The organism is Stieleria sp. JC731 (assembly GCF_020966635.1).
Lineage (GTDB): Bacteria > Planctomycetota > Planctomycetia > Pirellulales > Pirellulaceae > Stieleria.
Genome location: NZ_JAJKFQ010000005.1, coordinates 707,737 through 730,779 on the forward strand (window position 1 = coordinate 707,737; position 23,043 = coordinate 730,779).

Sequence of the window (23,043 nt, forward strand, 5' to 3'; positions counted from 1 at the left end):
AATGGAATCGCTCAATCCACTCGTTTGGTTCCGCTGGGTTGCCGAATTTGTACGCGGCTGGTTCGTCGGAATTCCCTGGCGTGACGCACCAAAAGCAATCCCTGCGATGATTCTTTCGATCGTGCTATTCGTGACCGGGTTCATCGCCTTTAGCGGGGGCACGGGTTGGCGAAATCGCCGGCTGGATCGCCAATGGCTGGTCTCCATGGAAAAGGATGATTTCCCAACGGCCGAAATTGTGATCCGTCGCCAATTGGAAGCCGAGCCGGAAAATTTGGAGCTACTGCATCGTTTCGCTTGGGTGCGGAATGCACAAAACGAAACCGAGGAAGCGACAAGGATCATGCGCAAGCTGGTCCAACGCGGTCATGTCCCGGCAGCTCGTTGGTTGCTACAGAATGAGATGTTGGGAAAGAAGTGGACCGACTTCGATGAGGAGCAACTCGATGAAGCCGGTTTGATTCTGGAAACATTGACGGAGGCTGATAAGAAGGACCTCAACCTCAAAAAGATGTATGCCGACTACACGATCTTTCGTCAGCGCTATGCCACCGCGATCGAAATGCTCAATGAACTTTCCCAGGCGGAGCCACTGTTGGGTTTAAAGGCTGCCGAGCTTTCGCGTCGAATTGGCGATACCGACCAAGCCGAATTGCTGGCTGAGAAAACGCTTGAGACCGTTCAGGAAATGCAAAAAGACAGCCCTATGGATGCGAATTTGGCATTCATGGTTGCCCGCAACTTGCTGTTTTTGGACCGCTATAGCGAAGCGATCCGTGCCTTGAATCGTAGTCTTGCGATTGCGCAAGCACCGCAGGAGAAAAAGCTGTTAACGCTGGCTCTTGGTGATGCGATCGTCGCATACGTCAACTTCATTGAGCAGTCGCCGACGGATACCGTCAGTGAGCGATTGCGGGTGATGAAGATGTTGGAGCTGGCAATCCAGATCGCGCCAAACAACCCTCGCGTCGTGACGATGTTGGCCGACCACGTTCTGGCAAACCTGGACGAAACCAACGAAGAAATCATCAGCGTCCGCAACGGACTGGTGAAGGGATCGCCTCTCTGGATTTCACACTTCATCAAAGGAACCGCGGCCTTGATGAAGGATGACCAAAAAAATGCCGAGCTGCATTTGGGATTGGCAGCAGACTTGTCCGAAGATCGCAAGAGTGCAGCGGTGCTGAACAATCTGGCCGTCGCGCTGGCGATGAGGGAGGAACCGGATCTGGAACGCGCCTACACTGTCTCTGATGAAGCGATCAAATTGGCCGGATCTGCCTCGCCCCACTTTTACGAAACACGCGGACAAATCCTGTACCGTTTGGAACGATTCCGCGATGCGATTACGGACCTTGAACGGGCACTTCCTGCGCCCTCATTAAAGCTGAATGCACATCGCATGCTGGCGAAATGTTACGACGAAGTCGGTGACAGCGAACTCGCACAGCAGCATCGTGATGAAATTGCCAAGCTGGAAAAAGAGTCGGCGGCGGGCAATTTAGATTTTGGCGGGAACGGCAAAAAGCAGGACTCAGCCATCGAAGAGTCAAATGACAACGAGTCAGCGGAGTCAGATGAGGCGGCGTCATCAGCGGAAGTGACTCCGTCGCAGTGACGACAGTTTTGTCCGGCATCAGCCGTAGCCAAAGCTGCGATTGTCGATTTGGCGATGCGTCGCCGTTATAAGCGGAATCCGCAGGCGAAATTTTTCAGATATTGACGCCTGTGGAGATTGGTGGATTTATCCATTTGGGCTGACATTGCCGACTGATCAGAGGTAGGATTGGTAGCGGATCGGTCAGCCGATCTACTACCTACATGGCGGTACTCCTAGGTTGAAAAAGTCGGTCAATGGCGCGGTTTGGCATCGTATCTGGACTTTTGTTGTGTATTGACACCGCGATGGCGCTGTTCGGGTCCATCGAAAAAGTCCCTCTGCTATTTATCCCCATGATGTTGGGGATTCCGATCCTGTTTTTCGGGGTTGTGGCACTGAATCCCCATCGAAAGCGGCAAGCATTGGCGACCGCTGCAGGGGTTGGCAGTTTGGGGTTATTGATCGGCTGTGGCCAAATTTTTCATTTTATGGCCGTCTGGAAAAACGCCGGTAATGTGAACCTGCATTTTGCCAGAATTGTCGCGGTGATGATCGCGATTTGCATCGCGTTTGTGATTGGCTATTGCTGGACAATGGTTCGCGGCCAAGGATTTCGCCTGCGACGGTCGACATCGGTCCGCTAGTGATCGGTTCGTGAATGATTAAATCGGCGGCAGCCTGTCGGTGAGTTTCTAAGCTGTCGGCTGACATCTGTCCTTTGCCGCCGTGGACCGGGTGAATTGACACGATTGACGAACGTTACGTCCAAACGTATTCTCAGCGGACGTCGAAAAACGCAACCACAACATCGAAAATGTCTCCAAAGACTGTAAGTGCCATTTTTACCGGCGTCATTACTTGCCGCGTCCCTGGCTCGATTTGCCAGTGATGACGCGGGGGAAACGACGCCCTGGAATTCCCTTCACGATCGCTTCGACGTGAAGACAGAACCCGGAGACGCGGCAGTTCAAGCATACAGCACCCCCGTAGCATTCCCGCTTCGGGGGTTTTTTTGTAAATCAAAGTAGCCATGACTTCCAAATCAATCCAAATCTACGACACCACACTCCGCGATGGCTCGCAGGGCGAAGGTGTCAGTTTCTCGCTCAACGACAAGATTCAGATCGCCTTGCGGTTAGCCGAAACCGGAGTCGACTTTATCGAAGGCGGCTATCCGCTGAGCAACGAAAAGGACGTCGCCTTCTTTGAGAATATCCGCAAGCATGACTTGGGCGGAACGAAGGTTTGCGCGTTCGGAATGACTCGTCGCCGGTCGATGAAAGCCGAAGATGATCCGGGCATGCAAGCCTTGGTCGCCGCACAAACGCCTGTCATCACCGTTGTAGGTAAGACTTGGGACTACCACGCGACTGAAGTCTTGCGTGTCTCGCTACAAGAAAACGTCGACATGATCGGCGAAAGCGTTGCGTTTTTGAAAAAGTCTGCGGACGTCATTTACGACGCCGAACACTTCTTTGATGGGTATCGTGCCAACCCAGAATACGCGATCGAAACTTTGCGCGCGGCCGCTGCCGGTGGCGCAACCACGATGGCGCTGTGCGACACCAATGGAGGATCCCTGCCTGAGCAGATCGCGGAAATTACCAAAGCTGCGATGGAAGGGTTGAAGGATTTCCCCGAAGTCATCTTTGGGATCCATTGCCACAACGATAGCGAACTTGCCGTCGCGAACTCTTTGGCTGCCGTTGATGTTGGCGCGATGCAAGTCCAAGGCACTATCAACGGAATCGGCGAACGTTGCGGCAACGCCGACTTGTTGTCCGTGATTGGTAACTTGGCCTTGAAGAAAAAAGGCTACACGGTCTTGGGCGGGAAAGGACTTCAGCACCTAACTGAACTGAGTCGCTTCGTCTATGAAACCGCAAACCTGCAATGGCGTGGCAATCAGCCCTTCGTGGGGCAGAGTGCATTTGCACACAAAGGCGGAATGCATGTCCATGCGATCAACAAAGCGGCCTCGACTTACGAGCACATCAATCCTGAATTGGTCGGGAATGAACGCCGGATTTTGGTGAGCGAGCTATCAGGACGCAGCAATATCGCGGCGGTGGCAAGCCAGCACAGCATCGAAAACGATCGTGAAGTTCAGGACAAAATCTTGTCCGAAGTGGTGCGTCTGGAGAACCAGGGCTTTCAGTATGAGAACGCCGCGGGCTCATTCGACTTGCTAATCAAACGCACAATTGGATCGTTTACGCCGCATTTCAGCCCGATCAAATACCGAGTCGTGGCGGGGGAAACATCGGCCGATGAGAAAGATGTTTACGCCGAAGCGATTCTGAAAATCCGTGTCGGCGACCAAGATTGCTTCGCCGCTGCCGAGGGGCACGGACCTGTTAACGCGCTCGATTCGGCACTGCGTCAGGTGTTGTTGCCGTTCTATCCGTCGCTACGCGAAATGCACTTGGTCGATTACAAGGTGCGGATCTTTAATAACGGCAGCGGGACCGCTGCGGGAACACGCGTCAACATTGAAAGTGCCGACCAAAACGAAAGCTGGGGCACGATCGGCGTCAGCGACAACATCATCGAAGCTAGTTTCCAGGCTTTAATCGATTCAGTCGAATACAAATTGCACAAAGACAACATTACTCCAGCGACATGAACGAAAACTCCATCCCGATTCGGTTCGATCACTCAACCGCGGCCGAAGAAATCGCACAGCGGTGGGAAAAAGCTGGATGTAGCCACGCAGAGGTCAATCCAGACAAAAAGCCCTACACGATTGTTATTCCGCCGCCTAATGTCACCGGTGCGCTGCACCTCGGTCACGGTTTGAACAACACCCTGCAGGATGTTTTGATTCGAACCAAACGCATGCAGGGATTTGAAACCCTCTGGATGCCTGGCACGGACCATGCCGGGATCGCTACCCAGGCGGTCGTCGAACGTCGATTAAAATCACAAGAGAATCTTTCGCGTCACGATATCGGACGCGAAGGGCTGGTGAGCCGTATCTGGGATTGGAAAGATCAATACGAGAAACGAATCCTTGGACAGCTTAAACGCATGGGCTGTAGCTGCGACTGGCGGCGAACCAGATTCACGTTGGATCCGATGTGTGCCGCCGCAGTACGGGCAACTTTCTTCGATCTGTTCAATAAGCAGCTGATCTATCGCGGCAAACGCTTGGTCAACTGGGACACGTTTTTGCAGACAGCTGTCAGCAATGACGAAGTCGAAAATGTGACCAAGAAAGGTCACTTCTATCACTTCCGTTATCCGGTTATCGATCCCCAAGAAGGCGAGCCCGCGTTCGTTGAAATCGCAACGACTCGGCCTGAGACGATGCTGGGCGATACCGCGGTCGCGGTTCATCCCGATCCGGCTGCGGCTCTCGACAAGCTCGAAAAAGAACTTCAGGAAAAGCTCTCGTCGGTGGCTACGAAAGAGAAGCCTGAAATTCAGTCACAGCTTGATGCGATCATCGAACGTCGTCAGACAATGTTGCCGAAGTTGGAATTGCTGCGCGACATGGCTGCTGACGGTCGGAAATTGATGCTGCCCTTGGCCGATCGAGAGATCCCCTTGGTCACCGACCAATGGGCGAAGCCCGAACTGGGCTCCGGCTGCGTGAAAATCACGCCAGCACACGACCCGAATGACTATGAAGTTGGGAAGCGGCAACAGCTGCCGATGATCAACATTCTGAATGCGGACGGAACGATCAATAATGTCGTTCCCGCTTACGAAGGCTTGACCATTCCGCAAGCACGCAAACGCGTCGTTGCCGATCTGGAAGCCGCCGAACTGCTCGGTGATATCGAAGACCGCGATATCGAAATGCCGCTATCGGATCGAAGCAAGACCGCAATCGAGCCCTACTTGGCGGATCAGTGGTTCGTCAAAATGGACGAGCTTGCCCAGTCAGCGATGGATGCTGTCAGCGACGAACGGGTCAAGATTTTTCCGACTCGCTACCGCAAAGGGTACTTGGACTGGTTGGGGGAAAAGCGTGACTGGCCTGTCAGTCGTCAGCTTTGGTGGGGACACCGAATTCCAATTTGGTCCGCGACGTTTGATACCGAATCCGAAGCCACTGCGATTTGCGACAAAGCAAAATCGTTGGGCGATGATAGTCAGCTGTCGGCAATCGTTCAGGCAGACGAAGATGCCGGAACCTTCAGTGTGTTCGTTTGCTTGCGAGCTGAGGATTCCCCGATCGAACCCAAGCTCGAAGCGCTGCGTTTGGTACGCGATCCCGATGTTCTGGATACATGGTTTTCTTCTGCGCTCTGGCCGCACAGCACGCTGGGCTGGCCACAGAAAACGGCGGAACTGGAATACTTTTATCCGACGTCAACACTTTGCACGTCCCGCGACATCATCACCCTTTGGGTTGCCCGAATGGTCTTGATGGGGCTTAACAACCTCGGCGAAATCCCATTCGATCAGGTCTACATCCACCCGACCATCCTGGATGGCCATGGGGAACGGATGAGCAAGAGCAAGGGGAACGGTGTTGACCCAATTGATGTGATCGAAAAGTTTGGTCCGGACGCTCTACGATTCGGATTGACCGAGATCGCGACGGAAACACAAGACGTTCGGATGCCGGTGCAGTACGAGTGCCCGCATTGCGAAAAGCTGGTCGACCAAACAAAGAAGAATCGCACATCGCCGACGATCAAATGCCCCGGTTGCAAAGAGATCTTTTCAACACAGTGGGCCGAAAGCGAGGAAGACAAGACGCACCCGAAAGGCGCCGTCGTCAGCGAAAAATTTGAGAACAGTCGCAACTTTGTAAACAAGTTCTGGAACGCGTCTCGTTTCGTACTGATGAATTTGGAAGGCTTCAAGCCAGAACAAATCGACGTCGCGACCTTGCCTGTTGAAGACCGATGGTTGCTAAGTCGGCTGTCTGCGGTCACGCAACAAGTCACCGATGCGATCGAGCATTTCCGGTTCGCAGAAGCTCGCAGTGTGATCTACGACTTTGCGTGGAATGAATTCTGCAGCTTCTACGTCGAAATCGCAAAACCACGATTGTCCGATGAGTCCACACGAGGTCTAAGCCAGAACGTGATCGTTCACGGTTTGGATACGTTGCTGAAACTTTTGCACCCGATTACGCCGTTTGTCACCGAATCGATTTGGGGCTTCTTAGGCGAAATCGCTCCTGAGCGTGGACTGGATCCGAAAGCGGCAAGCGAGTTGTTGATGGTTGCCCCCTGGCCGATCGCTGACTTGTCGCACCAAGATAAATCGATCGAACGACAGTTTTCCGAATTCCAGCAAGTCGTTGGTGCGATCCGCCAGATTCGTGCAAGCCAGTCGATCAAGCCACAGGAAACGGTGCCGGTTTCGATCACTTGCAGCGAGTCCAGCCAGAAACTGCTCAAGCCGATGTCGGCATACTTCGGAGCCCTTGCCGGCGCCGAGGTCGTTGCTGTTGGCCCCGATACGAAGCCATTCGAAACGGACGCTCCACTGACGATCCCGGGAATCGGCATCGAAGTCCATGTTGACCTTGAAAAGTTCATTGACGTTGAAGCCGAGCTTTCGCGGTTGGAAAAACTGCTTGGGCAGATCGTCAAGCAAGTGGCCGGAAAGGAATCGAAACTGTCAAACGAAAACTTTGTTTCGAGAGCACCTGCCGACGTTGTCGAAAAGGAACGTTCTTCTTTAAGCGACTTGATTGCTCGGCAGGCTTCTGTGGAAGCGGATATCAAAAAGCTGCAGGAGAAAGCATCATCCGACTGAACCACGACCCACAATTTGATAAAGGCCAACCGGAGCGTACCGAGTTTGTACGCCATGCCATCCGGGTTGCGCTGAAAGATCGCAAGCTGGCTATGAAAGGGCACGTTGCAGCGGAAGGCGTCTGCCGTGTTCTGTTGGAATTGGCTGTCGATCATTTCGCCGAAGCCGGCAAAGACGAATTAACCGCATGGGAATTTGGTAGCAGCCAAGCCCTGGGGCAATTCGTTTTTCAGCTCGCCGACCAAGGTGCCATCGAACTTGCCGACAATGATCGCCCCGAAGATTTCGACGGTTGGTACGACTTGGGTAAAGATCCCAGTACCTGGGGCCTGCAGTGGTAGCCGACGATTCTTGTCGGACGCTGTTTCTTAAATGCTGGGATTGAATCCCGGATTTCAGAAGCGATTTGGAAAAAATCTAGTTTTCCATGTCGGGTAGATACATGAGTGGTCGCAGGGAAGTCACGGAAGGATATTTCCGTGCCCCGCCATTACTCATGTGTTAACGAAATCGCATGCGATTCTCTTTGCGCTCTGGATTGCCCTCAAAGCCTGCCGAAAAATCCCGGCGTCGACGTCATCGTACCCTTCTGAAAGTCGAAGTCCTGGAAGACCGCAGGGTTCTCGCTTCGTTGGGCGCTTTTGTTGATGACGGCAGCGATCGAGTCTATGTATTCGATCCCGAAACAGATCAGGTTACTGGTTGGGTGGCGATTTCTGATACTGAGTTGAAAGGCGACATTGATATCACCAGTGACGGATCAAAAGCATTTGTGACTGATTTTGCCAGGAGGATTTGGGTGGTCGATTTGACGCAAAGTCCGCCCAAGCTGGCATCGGGTAACAATCCGATTTCGATCAGCAATCGCGGGGAGGATGTCGAACTGACCGCAGACAATCGTTTTCTATTGGTGACCAATGGCAACGGATGTGATTCGCCACCGTGTACAGCCGAACCCATTTCTGTGGTGAATGTGGAAACGCAGCGAGAGGTTTCGACACAGCTATTGGGGAATTCGACTCCCAATGCGGTTGTCGTTACGAAGGACGGTACGGTGTTGGCGGGGCGATACGACGCGTCGTTGGTGCACCGATTGACGTTGGGCCCGAATGGGCAGTTGCAATACACGGGCGAAACGCTTGATGTAATAAAGCCTATTAACATCGCGAAGCACGTCGAAGATCGATATGCGGTGGTGTTTGGCTATGATCGTTCGACGTCTGTTGGAGCTCTGACAACTGTTGACTTGGATGACTTTTCGGTCAGCGATGTCGAGTACTTGCCAAGCGAAATGGCAGGTGTGGCCGGTATGTTTTCAGATGACGGAAGCATTCTGTATACACGCGTTCTTCATCTCGGAACATCAGCGGCCCGTCTTATGGCTCATCAATTCGATGGTAGTAGCGGACGCGTTGGGAACCTGCTGTTTGATGTTCCAGCTCCAACGTTAGTAGGCTATTTCGGCATCGAGCAGATCGCGATCAGTCCTGATAGCACGGAAGTCTTTGTTCCCAACGGCGAAGACAATCGCATTGACGTTTACGATGCGTTTGATGGTCAACTGCTGCGGTCCTTCACCGGCAGTGGCGTTGATGCACCGACGGGTATCCGTGTGCTTGACACTAATCAGGTTCCTATTGCCAACATCGGCGGCCCCTATGCTGTCGCGGTTGGACAGTCAGTAGTGCTGGATGCCGGTGCGACAACGGATGACGACCATTCGCTTGCAGAACTGCAGTTCACTTGGGACCTCGATGGTGACGGAATTTTTGGTGAAGTTGGATTGTCTGCGGCGCATGGAGACGAGGTCGGGAAGAATCCAATATTTCATTCGCTCGGTATTGGAGCTGGAACGCCGTTTCCGGTTTCAATGCAAGTGGTTGATCCACGTGGCGCGATATCCACCGATTCAACCACCGTCGAAGTCGGCTATGCACCTGATATAACCCTTCGGGCGAGCGACATTCGTATCACGTCCGGCGATCCGCAGCCCGGCGAAGACATTTTTGTGGTCGCTACCATTCGCAATGCTGGCCTTCGCGATACCGGAAATTTCCATGCAACGTTGTTCGATTTTGCTGACGAAGTGGCGGACGTCGAAGTCGGGAATTTGACGCCCGGTCAATCGATCGACGTGCACTTTCCCGCACAGCAATTTCCAGAAAGCTATCGCCTGTTCACTGTGAAGCTGGATCCGCAAAACTCTGTTATTGAACTTGAAGAACGAAACAATGAAAGCGGCATCGTCGTCAAAATTGGCGAGCCGATCTTTGGGACTGGTGATGCTTCTGTAGTATTCACAATGAGCGATATGTTTGGCGGCACTGCTTCAAACGCGATCATTGTCGGCGGATATGTGGACTATAACTTTGTCAACATTGTTGGCGAACGAGATTATCCCATGCAGGGTGCGTCCGTCGTCGTCAAGATTCTGAATCCGGTGACATTGGAACCGATATCCCAATTCAGTGGTTCACACACCAATTCGGAAGGGCGTTTTCGCCAGTCGGTATTACTGCCGACACAGACCGGAACTTATCCGATGCTGGTTGAAGTAAGCGACGGCACGCTGACTGATTCAAAACTGGTGCAACTCAATGTCGGAATCGCTACGACTTCGATCCCCAATAAACCGGCTGCAATAGCGCCACCTCCCGGCGGAACCGTGTCGGGGGGATCTCCGTTTGCAATCAGCGGAAGCGGCGGGCCGGGCGGCGCGCAGCCCAGCGATGTCTTTGTCTTCTCAGATGATATCGTGATTAGCCATCAACCTACGGATATTGGTGAAACCGTATCGGTGGGCGCGTTTATTCAGTATTTTGGCGAGCAAGCAGTTAATGATGTTCAAGTTTCCCTGAGCGACCTTTTCCCATCCAATGGTCAATGGGAAAGCTTACAAATTGCCTCTGCTGTTATCGATTTTCCGGTGGCGCCTGCCAGCATTCCTACTTTCGTCACTATCGCAGCACCTTGGACGAACACTCAAGCCGGCGCCCATCTGATTCAGGTCGCGATCGATGACCAGAACTTGACTGACGATTCCGGCGAAGTCGTATCCCAGTATCGAGGAAATGACCTTGCGACCAGATTGGTCAATGTGGGGGTACCTCCGAACGATCTGCCAATCAGTCACCAAGTTCAGTTGTTGATCGACGCTGACGGAAACGCCATTCCGACACCAGGTGATACGCTGCGATACGTTTCCACGATCGTCAACAACAGCCAACGAGTACTCACAAACGGCAAGTTGACAGCACAGTTCGACAGCCGAGTGGTCCAATCGATCTTTATCCAGACCGTCGGTGCATTTCGAAACGGAAATCAAGTACAGCGAGACCTACCAAGTCTAGCGCCCGGTGGATCTGCGACGATGACTGTTGATGTCGTACTCAATGAAATCCAACAGTTTCCTGCGGGATATGTCGACGTTCGAAGTGACTTGTTGTTTCAATCGGCGGTATCCATCCCTGTCGCTTCCTCGAACAAGCTTACCGTAGTTGGGGATATCCTTCCGCCTGAGTTGACCGGAAAAGTCGTACTGCAGTCGGATCCAAGTCAAACCGCCGTGCCGAACGGACAAGGTACCTTTCTACAACCTGTGCTGTTATCTGTTGAAGCTTTCGATCTCTTTCCAGGCTCCGGTTTAGAGCGTCTGGAAATTTCAACGGATGGCGAGCACTGGAATGATGTGCAGGGCAATGCGACGCTTGTTTCCTTAATTCAGAGCGGAACGACCACCGTTTATGCGAGAGCAATTGATCGATCAGGCAATGTCGCCACATCGTATTTTGATGTGGCCGTTGCCGCGGACTTCGAGGTTCAGTCGACTCAAATCAATCACGGTGAGGAGCAGCGATCGAATGTTACAGAAATCAAAATCGAATTTGATCAGGCAACTAATCTGCAAGACCTGATCGACAGTGGAACGATTTCTCAATTCGTTCGTGTGGTGGCCGTCGGCACAGGCAATGTCGTTGATCTTGACTCGGTCGTTCATTTTCGCGTCGACCAAACCACTCGGCAATTGACGATTGATTTGACAGTCGATGGGTTTGGCGGAAGCGAACAGGGCTTGCTAATCGATGGTCAATACGAAGTGCAACTGTTGTCCGACGGAATTCGATCAACCTTCGGGACACCGCTGCAGGACACAGACGGCGTGCATGATGAGGTCTTTCGGATTGAATTCCATCAACTAGGTGGTGACTTTAATGGCGATCGCGTCACAGATGTCAACGATCGCAATGCATGGTTCGATGTTTCGCTTGTCTTATTCAACACAACTCGGGGGACGAGTGGCTACAACGAAGCGTTTGATTTTGATCATGACGGACGAATCACGTCACGCGACTATTACTTTTGGCTGCGAGGATTAGTTGGGAACACGATTTGATCGAATTCAACCTCGTCTAGATTGATGCGTTCTTTGCGCAAAACGGGCAGGCAGCTCGGCGAAAAGTTGCCACCATTCACCATAGATTCATTCTCCTTGTCGGAATCATTTTCATGGACTCATCATTTTGCAGCGTGATAAAGCCTCTTTGGCGATGTGGCTTCCTACTGTTTGTTTTTTTATTTGCGGCCGGCAAAGTCGACGCAGGGCTGATGGCAACGTTGGCAATCAAGAATGTGACTCCATCGGTGGTCAATGGTGGTGATGTCGTTGGATTCGAAGTTTGGCTACAAGACTTCGTTGCCGATGCAGAGAATGCATCTGACATCATCGTCGGTATCGATTTAGATTTTTCGGCTAGTGATTCTGCATTGACGTCGAACTACTCGAGCATGAGTTTTCAACTCGATTCAAATTTAAATGGGGTGATTGGTGGGCTAGCTTTTGCGTTGGATGACAATGTCAGTGACGATGGTTTTGTTTCGTACAGCGCTGACTTGCCGCCCTTTGGCTCAGACACTGGTATTTCGACGCTCTTTGGCGATGTTCTGCTCGGTCAGTTGAATGTGATCGCTCCGAATGTTGCTGGGGTTTATCAAGTCGCGTTAAACGAGCCGCCAACGCATACCTTTGGTGCCACCACGCTGTTGCTAGAGCATGTTGATCTGTTCGGCTTTAGTTACCTAACAATGCCGGGCGATGGCGTATTGACAACGGTTGCTGCCGATTTTTCGGTTCAATCTTCTTCGATGAATACGGTGCCGGAACCGGCAACCTTGATCATCCTTTTTGCGATGCTGATCTTTTCAGTCTGTCATAGATCGCCTCGATGGCGGACCGGAAAAATCGACGAGTTTCAATTTGCATCAAGGCGTTTTGCTTGAACACCAATGGACAGACGGCTACTCTAGAAGTTCATGTTGCTTTGAACTTCTTGGATAGGTCCATTGTCGATGCAAAGCCAAACTGCCAGTCGGATTTTTTCCGAGTATGAAGCAACCTTCCGTTCCCTTGCGAGCCGAATGCTCGATGGCTTTCCCCGTGTTCGACGATGGGAAGAAACGGACGACATCGTCCAGGAGGCGATGTTTCGATTTCACACGGCGATTCAAGATCTTACGCCGACCTCTTCTATTCATTTGCGTCGCCTAATCGCGGTGCAAATTCGACGTCAGTTGCTTGATCTGAGCCGACGCTATGCGCGACCAAGCAATCAAGCGGCAAACTATGAATCGCGACATGGTGAGCCCGACGGATGCTGTAAGCACGTTTCGCTCGAAGAATGGTGCGAGTTTCATCAGCAGGTTGAGCGGCTTCCGAAAGCGGTCAAGGAAGTGTTTGAGTTGTCGTGGTATGCGGAATTGTCGCAAGAGGAAATTGCTAAAGAATTGTCGGTCAGCGTACGGCAGGTCCAGCGGCATTGGAGAACGGCACGCATCATTTTAGGGCAATCCATTTGCCTGAATTCGTTGCTGGGTGAGGAACGCTGATAGGGAGCGTGCTGGAAAAGCTTCCTTCGGTAATTCGGTACGGCAATGAACGAGACCCCCACAACTACTCAAACGCGCCCCAAGATTTCTGCGTCTGCGGTCGGGCTTGTGTTAACCGAAGAGGTGCATCGCCTACTTGAAAAGTGGGACGCGCTGCGCGAACGAGGCATTCTGCTTTCTCCAGAAGAACTCTGTCCGGACAAGCCCGAATTGGCAGGACATTTAAGAGCGTGCATCAAGTCGATGGAGGCTTTTGCCAAGTTCGATGCATCAGGCGAAGAGCTCGAATGTCAGCTGTCGGAAATCGGTGAATACAATGTTATTCGGCAGTTGGCCAGAGGCGGCTCTGCGGTGATCTATCTGGTTCAGCAGGAGCTTCCCAAACGGCAAATAGCGCTGAAGCTGCTCAACACTCCGATCGCACAGCTGCATTCTGAATCTCGGTTTCATTTGGAAATTCAGATTCTCGCCGCGATGAATCATCCCGGAATTGCTCAGATCTATGACGCTGGCGTGGTCGAAATCAACGGATCGAAACGTTGTTTCTTCACAATGGAATGGATTGAGGGCGAGGATCTACAGTCTTATGTGGAACGCCAAAGAACAAAAGCCTCTTGGTCAGCCAGAGACACCATCAAGTTAGCGATCGAAGTTTGCGATGCGCTTCGGCATGCCCATGCCGCCGGAATTGTCCACCGAGACTTGAAGCCGAGCAACATCCTGGTGCGTAAGGATGGCCGAGTGAAACTTATTGATTTCGGGATTGCGAGAGTTCTGTCACCGGAGTTTCTTGAAAACAAATTGTATCCGACCTCACATGTTTGGGCAGGCACTCGGCCGTTTATGAGCCCGGAACAATTCGGTATGGACGACATCCCGATCGATACACGGACCGACGTTTATTCGCTTGCTGTCGTGATCTACCAGCTATTGACGATGCAGTTTCCTTATCCAGTTGAAAATGCATCGACTTGGAAATCTGCGGAAGTGATCCGTCGCTCGCCTCCAACATTGATACGCCGACATGATCGGACACTGTCGTCGGATTTGGAGGTCATTTTGGATACGGCGCTTTCCAAGTCGCCCATCGACCGGTACGCAACCATCGCTGATTTTTCCAATGACCTCTGTCGCTATGTGGATGGAAGACGCATCCACGCAAAACGCCGCTCCGCGGTAGCGCAGCTTTTGCGATGGGGCATCGAGCACCGTGTAGCGGCATTCGGTACCGTTTCGATATTTGCCTTTTTGGTGTTGCTTAGTGGTTGGGCAATTTCATCCAGTCGGCTCGCTCATAAGCGAAACGAAGAGCTAGGAGAGGCGTATTTTCAAGGTGAACTTTCCAGGCAAAAGATCAAGCGACATGCCAATGAGATCGAAGCCCAGCGGGCGGAACTTAGTGAAGCGAACCGTGTGTTGTCGCAGACGAATGCTTCGCTGACTCGTGCGACACGAAATCGCAAGCTTGGGCATCTCGTTCAAATTGCGGACTTTCAACCGGATTACGTTCATGCCCAGTTGCGTGATCCGATTGAGTTCTCTGAATCATCGCGAGGATTCGCTTGGCGGCTCGTCAGTCAACTGGCGCACCGCGAGGTCGCAGGTTGGAAAGCGGAAGAACGGGAGCTATACCACATCGCCCTTTCACCCGATGGCAGGCTGATTGTCGTCGTCGGAGAGAGTGGTGTCAAAGTTTGGAATGTTCAGACCCAAAGCGTCATTGCTACAACACCTGAAAGTGTTTTGCCTCAACAGGACGTGAAGCCAGCGGTGAATTGGCAGGCAAAGCGAATCCTTTTCGCTGACAATCTAGGTCGATCGTTCATCTTCAATTGGGCTGATCATTCCTGTGAATCAGTCAGGCAATCCTCACCGGGAAGCCTTCGTGCATGCGCAGCGGTACAGGTGCCCATTCCAGCGAACGACATCGCGCCGTCAGGTAACTGGTTGGTCGGTGATGATCAAGGGATCGTATGTCTGCTAGATCTGCACGGCGCTGAAATTTGGCGAAAGCAGCTCTCAGGCAGCGCCATCGTAGGGATGCATGCGCATGAAAAAGGTCACGAATCATTGTCTGTCACAAATTCTGGCGAAGCTGTCTTCTTCAGTACAGACGGCGGCGACATTCTAGATCGTTATTTGATCGAAGTATTGAATCCACAAGCTTTGAAGTCGACAAGTTGTTCAGCCGACCTTCGGTGGGTGACGGTCGCTGAAATGAATGAAAGTTCGTTGCTGTGGGATCGTGATTCTGGAGAGACGGTTTGGCGTAAACGTTTTCAAGGGGATAGCCCACTGGCCGAATGGATAGGCCTTTCTAAATCAAATAATTCACCGATTGTCTGTATCGCAAGAAATGGTCGAGTTGAAACTTGGGAAGGTGAATCGCTGCAACAGCTACTGATGCAAGAGTACGCGCCGGCTTCAAATGTAGACGACGCATCACAAACCATTGGTGAAGGCCAATACCATTGGGGCCTGCTCAATCCTGTCCCTCGGGAACTTCGTCCCGTGTCGATCGATGTCGCTTCCGGGATCGGTTGGGTAGCAATCGGTAGGCGTTCGGGAGATATCGTGATTCGCCGATTGGCCAAGGTTTCTCCGGTCCGCCAAGTCCCGCATCAATTTGAAGCAGTCAATCGGCTTTGTGTGTCTGACGATGGGGAACTATTGGCGTTCAGTGGCGGTGCAGGTGAGATTAATGTGATTGATTTTAAAACGCGACAAGTGAGGATATCGCTTCCAGGGCATGGGAAGAGCACCCGAGATCTTTGGTTCGATAAGGCCAATGGGATGCTGGGCGTTTTGGATCAAGCGAGCGGAGTAGCGTTATGGGATCTCCACGATGGCCGACGATTATCGAAGTTTCCGACCTTTGGTTTGACAAGGCACACATTCAAAATCGGGGACGATCGGCTTATTGGATTCAATGGCGTCGAACCGATTTGGCTTTCCAATTTGGATTCGCGGGGTTTCGATCGCAGCGGATTCAATACGAAATTTCGTTGTGCTGACTACAACGTGGTGACGGGACGTTTATTACACGCTGGTGGTGACGACCGACTGTGCTTGCGAGAGTTCGGTTCGGGAACTTGGCATGATGTTGCTCAAGCGACGTTTGCTGATGTCCAAGTTGTCTCAATTAATTCGACGGGAGATCAAGCCGTCCTTTCGAATTCCGAAGGTGTCGTTACCGTGATCGCATTGCCTTCGTTGGAGACCATTGCGATCACTCAGCCCAGTGGTACACGGGTGACCGCAAGCGTTTTTTCAGCTGATGGCAGGACTCTCGCGACGGGGCAGTTTGATGGCCAGGTTCAAATCTGGGATATCGATAACTGGGAACCGCAAATTACAGTTCAAACCGGTTTAACACCGATTCGCTCGCTCGCCTTCACGCCCGACGGAAAGTCATTGATTGCAGCCGGCAAGGGGAATTACTTGTGTGTTATCGGCGGCGAACCAAGTCAACGATTTGGCTCCCAAACCGCTTCGGCGGATCCACCTCGTCGCCAATCCGAGACTCCTGTGGCGATTCCGGTACGTTGATCGATTTCGATCGCGTGAACGGACCCTTGCCGGCGGCCTGGCGATTGGATCACCTTGTGTCCCATCGATTCAACTTCTGAGCTACGTTCGGTTAGCTGGCGATCGTCCTCAAAGTAGACTTCATCGGGGAGCCATTGGTGATGAAATCGAGGTGCTTCGACAGCTTCTTCCAAAGATCTTTCAAAGCCCAAGTTCTGAACAATTACTTCGGTCACTGTGTTAATAATGGTCCGACCGCCAGGGCTCCCAACGATTAGTCTGGCACGACCGTTCTGGGCAACAATTGTCGGTGACATCGAACTGAGCATCCGTTTGCCAGGACCGACAAGATTCGGTTGGGTACCGATGCGTCCCTCGGTGTTCGTATAGCCCGGGTACCAATTGAAGTCTCCCATTTCGTTGTTCAATAGGAACCCTGCATCTTTGACAACGATCCAGCTGCCAAACGAATGTTCGAGGGTTGTCGTCGTGCTGACGGATAGCCCTTCGCGATCGATGACGGAATAGTGCGTGGTCTGTTCGCTTTCGTAAGGACCGGTGCTGATCGGGATGTCGCCCGCGATGTCTACGCTACGAGTCGCACGATTGCGATCGATCGACCTCGTAAGTTTTCTGACCGCTGCCGGATCGTACTGGTCGGTTGAAATCGTTGTTCGAGGATCGCCTAGGAACGCAGCTCGGTTGCGGAACGCACGACGCATCGATTCAACCATTAGATGAATCTGTGGAGCGGTCCATGCGATGTCTTTGACACTCGCCAGCTTCAATTGTTCCAGAATCTGCAGTTGTAATCCGACCGTCATGCCGCCTGAGCTTGGAGGCGGAGCACCATAGACATCATATCCAAGGTAGTTCGCATGGTACGCCGTCCTTTCGAGGGCTCGGTATTGTTGTAGATCGGAGAGGGTGATCAGTCCGTTGCCGCGTTCCATTTCGGCGGCAATCTTGTCCGCGACCTCACCTTTGTAAAAGCCATCGGAACCGCGGTCAGAAATGAGTTTCAACGTCTTGGCGAGGTCGGGTTGGGTGAGTCGATCACCAGACCTCCAAAGGCGACCTTCAGGGTGGCCAAAGACTCTACGGAACTCCTCATAGCGTGGGCCTTCAATCGCCGGATCAATCAACGCGGAGTTCAGCGAGTACGCCAAGTAGTCGTCAACGACAAAGCCTTCAGACGCAAGCTTGATCGCCGGTGCGAGAAGCTCTTTCCAGGGAAGATGACCAAACTTATCGTGAGCTAGTGCCATCCCGGCGACGGAACCCGGTGTACCCGACATTTTTGCATGGCGAGCATTGTTCCAGCCCACAAACGTTTTTTGGTGAGATCGATGAGGCGCCGTCTCGCGAAAATCAATGCAGACAACATCATTACGTGAGTCGATCTCTGGCGGCGCGATCAGCATAAATCCTCCGCCACCAATATTACCCGCCTCCGGCCAAGTCACTGCCAATGCGAATCCTACGGCGATTGCACTGTCGACCGCATTGCCGCCAGCTTGTAGGCAGTCACGTCCGACTCGGGATGCCAACGGGCTCGTCGATACAACCACTCCGTTTTTTCCCGATGCCGTATGGGCCGGAGCACGTGTGGGAATCGGATTGACTTGCTGAGCAATCGCGGTGCTAGATGACGGAATTGAAATCGCGATCCAAAGCACTGCCAATGACAGAGAACGCATTGTTGACCTTTGTGAGATTCGAAAATTGAGAGGGCCGGCCAGCGGACAAATTCTCTACTTGCGTTTTGTCGCCCACCAAGTTTCCCACTGCTGCTTTAGCTCGCGAACTTGCTCGGGCATTTGATCGCTAAGGTCGTTCAGCTCACAAGGATCTTCGCTGAGGTTGTAGAGCTCCCAAGGGCCTTTCGCGTACTGCACCAGTTTGAAAGTTTCGTTTCGAATCGCTTTCGCTTTTCCGAATTGCCAGTATATCGGCCATGGGCGATCGACGGATTCTCCATTCAATACCGGAGCAAGCGAATGTCCTGGCAGTTCCTCGGTGATTTCCGCGTTCGCCAAGTCCAACATCGTAGGCATAAAATCGACGAGGTGGCCAACGTGATCGGAAATCGTGCCGGGAGCAATCTTGTTCCGCCAATATGCGATCATTGGGGTGCGGGTCCCGCCTTCGTAGTCGGTCGTTTTGTATTTGCGAAACGGAGTGTTTGAGGCATTCGCCCAATTGCGTCCCTGAGTCATGTAACTGGTGACTTCCCAGGGCATCGATCCCTTGACGGTGGATCGGTCCGCAGAGTCTTCGCACGCACCATTGTCGGAAAGAAAGAAGACGACTGTGTTGTCGCCAGCGCCGATGTCATCGATCGTTCCTAACAACTTCCCGATGTTGCGGTCCATGCGATCGATCATTGCCGCGTAGGTTGCCATCCGCAGATCCCAAAGCTCACGTTCACCTGCCGGAATTTCGTCCCATGCTGGCAAGGCAGGATCGCGTGGTGAAAGTGTTGCCCCGGCTGGAAGGATGCCAATTTGCTTTTGACGCTCGAATCGTTCCGCGCGTAACCGGTCCCATCCGATCTCCGCATACTTGCCACGATATTTAGCGACGTCCTCTTCAGAAGCATGCATCGGATAGTGGGGCGCGGTGTAGGCAACGTACAGCAGGAACGGTCTATCGTTGTCTCTTCCATTCGTAAGGTATTCGATCGCTTTATCCGTAAACGCATCGGTGGTGTAAAAGTCTTTTCCCTCTGGCGTGAAGGGGGTGAACTCCTTTGAGTCATCGGCCCAACGCCGGACTTTTTTCTTGGCCGGTTCGGGTTCATCGGGGCGGGCGTGTCCCGGGTTCCAAAAGTTGCAACACCCATCGGTTAATCCGTAGTGATGTTCGAATCCTCGTTGAAACGGAGTTTGACCGGCGTGCCATTTCCCGGTCATCAGTGTTTGATAGCCGGCGTCACGCATTCGTTCTCCGAATGTTTCAGCCGCATAGTGAACCGTTGCAGAGGCACCGACATGGTGCCACCATCGACCGGTCAGGAGCGAAGCGCGTGTATGTTCACATTTCGCGTTGTTGTAAAACGTCCGAAATCGCATCCCACCTTTTGCGAGGCGGTCAATGTTGGGCGTTTCGATCTCACCGCCGTAGCAGCCGATGTCGCTCCAACCCATGTCGTCACACATGATCAACAAGATATTCGGCCGATCATCCGCGCTAGCCGATTGTTGAAGGTTGATAGCAGAGATGCAGACAAAAGTGGTCAACGTCGCGAATGCCATTCGCTTTGCCGCGAATCGAATCCGAGTGAACGGTCCCGTACCGTCATTCCTAGCAAGCTTTCGTTTCGAACGGGACATTTGGTGACTCTGTGGATGAAGGGCATTGGAGAGGAAGTACTGTGAGGAACTTCGATTATAGATGTTGGCGACGGCAACGTTTGTGCTTCTGCCAATTCGATCAACATGTCATTCGAGGTGAAGCTGTCTCGATTCAACCTTGCCAGAAACTGCTGCTGTTAGACATTGTGTCTGAATTGCGTTATGCTGGGGCCTGTCGATCCACGTTTCCTTTAACAGCAGGGCCGCCGCCCCGAGGTCAGCATGCCAAATCGATTGCGTGGTGCTCACATCGTCTTTGCCGTTTGGGTTCTTGTAGGTTGGACCTCGTTGTACGGCGAAGAGGGAGGAGTCAAGGAGCGCAGTGAGGTCCTGTTCGCGCACTTTGATCAAACGGGAAAGCAGCTGAGTCTAAAAACTCGAGCAGGCGAAACTTACCGCTGGGATTCGAAGCCGTTGTTCCGGTTTTCTTCCGAAGGCAAGCAATTCGGGAGTGTTTATGTATGGACCGATGCCGAGAATCGGTTGGCCGCCGTCGGTACGATCGGCTCGATACCGCTTGGCGAAGTTGACTATGAATTTGTTGAGCTGCACTTGGTGAAGCCATCGGCGATTGAGCCAATTGAACTTGGGAATCCGCCAAACAAAACTTGGAGGCCTGAAACCGATGAATTGACGATGAAGCCAGTTCCGTCAGCTCCGGCAGTTGGTGGAAACGAGAATGCTCGCTTGCGTCAGATGCGTTCGATCGCTCGGCAGTTTTCGGCCAAGATGCAGCATGATGGCAGAACGAACCAACTGCGTTTGCTGCCGCAGCCACTTTATCGGTATCCCGATTCCACCAGTGAGTTCGATGGCGCGTTGTTCGCATTCGTCTGGGACAACGGGACAGATCCTGAAGTCTTGTTGCAAATCGAGTTGGGGCGGTCCGAGGGAAAGGCGGTATGGACCTATCAACCGATCCGATTCACATGGCGTGCTGTCGAAGTCTCTGTCGCGGACAAGACGGTGTGGAAGAAAGCAGAGTTCTTCGAACGCAATCAAGCTCTTCAGACGACTCCGTATCTGACAGGTTTGACTGAGTCGATTCCTTAGAAACGCCTGCATTTTCCCGCTTTCGGAAATTGCGTGAGTAAGCCGACGCGTTTTCTTTTGCATTGTGGCGGATTTGCAATAAAACACGTCCGGCATCACGGAATTTCCGATACCTCCTGCCCGCAATAGGGGTGCAGTATTTGACGGATGGGCAGACTTTCGGTACGCTAACCGGGTCTTAGGTAAAAAGTGTTCAGTGATTTGTTCGAAAAGTTGGCTCTGCAATTATTTTGTCAGGTTCATCCTCGAACGATGTTCGTTGCAACACTAGGCGGTTTTTGAACAGGGTCCGCAATGGCTCCTGAGCTACCGACCGCAAATAGCGGGTAGCTGGATCGGCCTACGTTTGGCTCGACCCTTTATCCACCACCTAATGCACCCCACCTACCCCCAATCCCACCTTACGACAGGTCAGTGATTCCTTCCTTGGAAGATCTGGCATGTTCCCGCCCAACCATGATCTCGTCGCACTAGCTTGCCGCTATTGCTTCACCCACTCGATCGCCGAGGACCAGCCTCCGCGACGAGGATTGTTTGACAGATCTCAAGCACTTCAACATTGATTACGGAGTCGTTCGATGCGTTGTGAAGGAAGTCCATTAAATCGGCGCGGTTTCCTGACGGCCGGAGCTTTGGGAGGGCTGGGGCTGTCCTTGCCTGAGCTTTTGATGCGTGAAGCGATGGCCGAGCAGAAGCAATACGACTTTGTCGAAGCCAAAGCTAAAAGCGTCATCCACGTCTACCTACCTGGCGGGATGGCCCATCAAGAGTCCTTCGATCCCAAGCCTTACAGTCCGCTTGAGTATCGCGGTGAAATGCGAACGATCAAAACGAACACCGGTGAAGTGTTCGCGGAGACGGTTCCTCAGCTCGCAAAGCGAGCAGACAAGTTCAGCATCATTCGCTCGATGACCCACGGTGAAGCTGCTCACGAACGTGGAACACACAACATGTTCACGGGGTATAAGCCTAGCCCAGCGCTGCAATACCCTTGTTTCGGTTCGGTGGTCAGTCACGAGTATGGCCCTCGGAACAATTTGCCACCGTACATCTGCATTCCCAACGTTCCCAACGAGTTCGCCGGAACGGGCTACCTGCCCAGTAGTTATGGCGGATTCGCGTTAGGCTCTGATCCGGCGCAGAACGGGTTCAAGGTTCGTGACTTGGATCTCGCTGGTGGTGTCGACGGCGAGCGATTTATGCGTCGCAAACAAGCCCTGGAGTTAGTTAACAACAACTTCGTTTCGGCGACCGCAGCTGACAACGTCAATGCGATGAACACGTTCTACGAGCGTGCTTACAGTCTGCTTGATACACCAGCTGCGAAAGAAGCGTTTGATATTGAAAAAGAAGACGCAAAGCTTCGTGATCGATATGGACGTAACCAAGCGGGACAACGACTGCTAATGGCACGTCGCTTGGTCGAAGCGGGCACTCGATTGGTCACCCTGACCTATGGCGGTTGGGATATGCACCAAAACATCACGCAGGGTTTCCGCAACCAGATGCCATCACTTGATGTCGGCTTGTCGGTGTTGCTGGATGACCTGAGCGAACGAGGCCTTTTGGACGAGACACTGGTGATGGTGAGCAGTGAATTCGGCCGGACTCCAAAGATCAATCCCGACGCCGGTCGTGACCACTGGCCCAAGGTCTTCAGTGTGATGTTGGCCGGTGGCGGAATCAAAGGCGGCATGATCTACGGATCATCCGATTCGACCGCGGCTGAACCTGAAGACAATCCGGTCTCACCAGCCGATTTGGCGACCACGATGTATCGCCTTTTGGGCATCGTCGCTGACAAGGAGCTGATGGCCCCTGGCGACCGTCCTATCGAAATCGTCGATGGCGGAAACCTGCTCACTCCATTGATGGTCTAAGCGACCGGTTCATTGATCG

At 52.6% G+C, this 23,043-nt stretch carries 13 protein-coding genes; 11 read left to right on the plus strand and 2 right to left on the minus strand.

Features of this window, described 5'->3' with window-relative positions:
- The first annotated feature begins 1 nt into the window (after window position 1).
- The 9 genes from LOC67_RS13660 (at window position 2) to LOC67_RS13700 (ending at window position 16,756) form a co-directional block, all read left to right on the plus strand.
- On the plus strand, window positions 2–1,618 hold the full coding sequence (locus LOC67_RS13660) for a hypothetical protein (RefSeq protein ID WP_230263163.1): 1,617 nt from the start codon (window positions 2–4) through the stop codon (window positions 1,616–1,618).
- Window positions 1,619–1,854: 236 nt separating this feature from the next.
- A complete protein-coding gene (locus tag LOC67_RS13665) occupies window positions 1,855–2,244 on the plus strand; it encodes a hypothetical protein (RefSeq protein WP_230263164.1) in 390 nt (129 codons plus the stop codon).
- Between the two features lie 386 nt (window positions 2,245–2,630).
- Complete coding sequence (cimA, locus tag LOC67_RS13670) at window positions 2,631–4,226, plus strand: citramalate synthase (protein ID WP_230263165.1); 1,596 nt, start codon at window positions 2,631–2,633, stop codon at window positions 4,224–4,226.
- Window positions 4,223–7,324, plus strand: a complete 3,102-nt coding sequence (locus tag LOC67_RS13675; RefSeq protein WP_230263166.1) for a valine--tRNA ligase — start codon at window positions 4,223–4,225, stop codon at window positions 7,322–7,324. Before cimA ends, LOC67_RS13675 begins: the two co-directional genes overlap by 4 nt.
- A gap of 92 nt (window positions 7,325–7,416) precedes the next feature.
- Window positions 7,417–7,665 carry a hypothetical protein gene (locus tag LOC67_RS13680; RefSeq protein ID WP_230263167.1) on the plus strand — a complete coding sequence of 83 codons (249 nt, stop codon included), beginning with the start codon at window positions 7,417–7,419 and terminating at the stop codon, window positions 7,663–7,665.
- A 173-nt stretch (window positions 7,666–7,838) separates the two neighbouring features.
- Entirely contained in the window at window positions 7,839–11,717 is a 3,879-nt protein-coding gene (locus LOC67_RS13685; protein ID WP_230263168.1) for a CARDB domain-containing protein, read from the plus strand.
- A gap of 113 nt (window positions 11,718–11,830) precedes the next feature.
- Window positions 11,831–12,601 carry a hypothetical protein gene (locus LOC67_RS13690; protein WP_230263169.1) on the plus strand — a complete coding sequence of 257 codons (771 nt, stop codon included), beginning with the start codon at window positions 11,831–11,833 and terminating at the stop codon, window positions 12,599–12,601.
- 69 nt (window positions 12,602–12,670) lie between these two features.
- A complete protein-coding gene (locus LOC67_RS13695; RefSeq protein WP_230263170.1) occupies window positions 12,671–13,207 on the plus strand; it encodes a sigma-70 family RNA polymerase sigma factor in 537 nt (178 codons plus the stop codon).
- 45 nt (window positions 13,208–13,252) lie between these two features.
- Complete coding sequence (locus LOC67_RS13700; RefSeq protein ID WP_230263171.1) at window positions 13,253–16,756, plus strand: serine/threonine-protein kinase; 3,504 nt, start codon at window positions 13,253–13,255, stop codon at window positions 16,754–16,756.
- On the opposite strand, the gene ggt is transcribed toward LOC67_RS13700, so the two are convergent.
- Window positions 16,675–18,435 carry a gamma-glutamyltransferase gene (gene ggt, locus LOC67_RS13705; protein WP_230263172.1) on the minus strand — a complete coding sequence of 587 codons (1,761 nt, stop codon included), beginning with the start codon at window positions 18,433–18,435 and terminating at the stop codon, window positions 16,675–16,677. The two genes, LOC67_RS13700 and ggt, sit on opposite strands and share 82 nt — an antisense overlap.
- A gap of 54 nt (window positions 18,436–18,489) precedes the next feature.
- Entirely contained in the window at window positions 18,490–20,070 is a 1,581-nt protein-coding gene (locus tag LOC67_RS13710) for an arylsulfatase (RefSeq protein WP_230263173.1), read from the minus strand.
- Between the two features lie 243 nt (window positions 20,071–20,313).
- Between LOC67_RS13710 and LOC67_RS13715 the strand changes: the two genes are divergently transcribed.
- Together LOC67_RS13715 and LOC67_RS13720 are read left to right on the plus strand one after the other, a co-directional pair.
- Window positions 20,314–21,144, plus strand: coding sequence for a hypothetical protein (locus LOC67_RS13715; protein WP_230263174.1), 831 nt, complete (start codon window positions 20,314–20,316; stop codon window positions 21,142–21,144).
- Between the two features lie 578 nt (window positions 21,145–21,722).
- The gene (locus tag LOC67_RS13720) at window positions 21,723–23,024 is read left to right on the plus strand and encodes a DUF1501 domain-containing protein (RefSeq protein ID WP_230263175.1); all 1,302 of its coding nucleotides are present in this window, start codon (window positions 21,723–21,725) and stop codon (window positions 23,022–23,024) included.
- The last annotated feature ends 19 nt before the right edge of the window (window positions 23,025–23,043 follow it).

Excerpts from the sequence above, each read along its gene's own strand:
- LOC67_RS13660 (WP_230263163.1), top strand. The coding sequence starts at position 2 with ATGGAATCGCTCAATCCACTCGTTTGGTTCCGCTGGGTTGCCGAATTT.
- LOC67_RS13665 (WP_230263164.1), top strand. The coding sequence starts at position 1,855 with ATGGCGCGGTTTGGCATCGTATCTGGACTTTTGTTGTGTATTGACACC.
- cimA (WP_230263165.1), top strand. The coding sequence starts at position 2,631 with ATGACTTCCAAATCAATCCAAATCTACGACACCACACTCCGCGATGGC.
- LOC67_RS13675 (WP_230263166.1), top strand. The coding sequence starts at position 4,223 with ATGAACGAAAACTCCATCCCGATTCGGTTCGATCACTCAACCGCGGCC.
- LOC67_RS13680 (WP_230263167.1), top strand. The coding sequence starts at position 7,417 with ATGAAAGGGCACGTTGCAGCGGAAGGCGTCTGCCGTGTTCTGTTGGAA.
- LOC67_RS13685 (WP_230263168.1), top strand. The coding sequence starts at position 7,839 with ATGCGATTCTCTTTGCGCTCTGGATTGCCCTCAAAGCCTGCCGAAAAA.
- LOC67_RS13690 (WP_230263169.1), top strand. The coding sequence starts at position 11,831 with ATGGACTCATCATTTTGCAGCGTGATAAAGCCTCTTTGGCGATGTGGC.
- LOC67_RS13695 (WP_230263170.1), top strand. The coding sequence starts at position 12,671 with ATGCAAAGCCAAACTGCCAGTCGGATTTTTTCCGAGTATGAAGCAACC.
- LOC67_RS13700 (WP_230263171.1), top strand. The coding sequence starts at position 13,253 with ATGAACGAGACCCCCACAACTACTCAAACGCGCCCCAAGATTTCTGCG.
- ggt (WP_230263172.1), bottom strand. The coding sequence starts at position 18,435 with ATGCGTTCTCTGTCATTGGCAGTGCTTTGGATCGCGATTTCAATTCCG.
- LOC67_RS13710 (WP_230263173.1), bottom strand. The coding sequence starts at position 20,070 with ATGTCCCGTTCGAAACGAAAGCTTGCTAGGAATGACGGTACGGGACCG.
- LOC67_RS13715 (WP_230263174.1), top strand. The coding sequence starts at position 20,314 with ATGCCAAATCGATTGCGTGGTGCTCACATCGTCTTTGCCGTTTGGGTT.
- LOC67_RS13720 (WP_230263175.1), top strand. The coding sequence starts at position 21,723 with ATGCGTTGTGAAGGAAGTCCATTAAATCGGCGCGGTTTCCTGACGGCC.